The organism is bacterium (genome assembly GCA_040755795.1).
In the GTDB taxonomy this organism is placed as follows: Bacteria; UBA9089; CG2-30-40-21; order CG2-30-40-21; family SBAY01; genus JBFLXS01.
In genome coordinates this window covers 1-1135 of the sequence record JBFLXS010000735.1, presented here as the reverse complement: position 1 = coordinate 1135, position 1135 = coordinate 1, and the positions used below count along the sequence as shown (strand labels likewise).

General features: G+C 40.4%; 3 protein-coding genes. All 3 read right to left on the bottom strand.

The window, feature by feature from the left end; all coding sequences use genetic code 11:
• Positions 1-261: 261 nt before the first annotated feature.
• From AB1414_21290 to AB1414_21280, 3 genes are read right to left on the bottom strand one after another with little or no spacing between them, the layout of a single operon-like run.
• Entirely contained in the window at positions 262-528 is a 267-nt protein-coding gene (locus AB1414_21290; GenBank protein MEW6609946.1) for a hypothetical protein, read from the bottom strand.
• Between the two features lie 11 nt (positions 529-539).
• A complete protein-coding gene (locus AB1414_21285; protein MEW6609945.1) occupies positions 540-683 on the bottom strand; it encodes a hypothetical protein in 144 nt (47 codons plus the stop codon).
• Positions 650-790, bottom strand: coding sequence for a hypothetical protein (locus AB1414_21280; GenBank protein ID MEW6609944.1), 141 nt, complete (start codon positions 788-790; stop codon positions 650-652). Before AB1414_21280 ends, AB1414_21285 begins: the two co-directional genes overlap by 34 nt.
• Positions 791-1135: the final 345 nt, after the last annotated feature.

Below are 1135 nucleotides of genomic sequence, written 5' to 3'. Positions count from 1 at the left end.
AAATAAGGCATGAGAATAATCGTTCCGTTAGGAACATAATATCGGTAGGAATAGATAGACAAATCAATCAGTTCCGTAGGAACGATATATTGGTAGAAAATTTATGGAAAGCCATTTACCGATATATAGTCCCTATGGGACTATATCTTGTACCTTGTAGAATAACCAAATAAGCTTCTCTGGCAGACAGTATAAAGGGGGACTGGGGGATTGCAATCCCCCAGCAGGGGTTTGGGGACAGCGTCCCTAAAATATTATCCCTTATGTTGCCGCTATGCCAAAACCTCTCTTTAACAATTCCACTATGTCCTGGTGATCCTGATGTTGCTGCTTCAAGGTTTCCATAACTTCCTGATGTCGCTGTTCACCTTCCTTGTGAATTTCTACAAGTGTTGCATGTATTTCTTTAGTTGTTGCATGCATTTCTCGAACTAATGTTCTGGTTCCATTGAATACATATGCCACCACTCCTGATACCGAGGCTACGGTTCCAAAGATAGTGACAAATGCGATAACCCATTCATTCATTTCTCGGCCTCCTATTTCATATTCCGAATTTCTGCTGGGAAAAGTCCCGAATCAAACACCCATGATAATACATCTCCATAGACTGGAGTTTCTCTTAAATAATCAATTATTACATCTGTATCTATACAAATTCTTTGGGTTGCCACTTTTTCCATGACTCAGATAACTCCTTATAGATAAGATTAACATCAACTCCTTTCCAACTACCTTTTGCCCTTTTGAATCTTTCTAAATCTTTAACATCTTTGTCATCTCGACTCACCTTATAAATCCAAAGACTACTACTACAAACAGGTCGCTCCTACGGAGCTACAAACATGTTGCTTTTGTGGAATGCTACAAACAGATTGCTCCTACGGAGCTTTATTTATATTAGCTCCAGAGGAGCGGTCTGTTTGTAGAAAAATTATATCCTTACAACATAATTAGCTCCAGAGGAGCGACCTGTTTATTCTTTTTCTCACCCTAACCGCACAGGTCGAAAAATTGGTGGTGTCCGAAATTAGCTAACTTCCTCTAACCGGATAGGTAAGCCATTCCTCTATACTCCAAACGTGGTCGGTTAGACCAGCAGCCATTGCCGGAGTTCGTTGTTGCCAACCACCAT

Coding starts and splice junctions, on each gene's coding strand:
- AB1414_21290 (MEW6609946.1), bottom strand. CDS start 528: ATGAATGAATGGGTTATCGCATTTGTCACTATCTTTGGAACCGTAGCC.
- AB1414_21285 (MEW6609945.1), bottom strand. CDS start 683: ATGGAAAAAGTGGCAACCCAAAGAATTTGTATAGATACAGATGTAATA.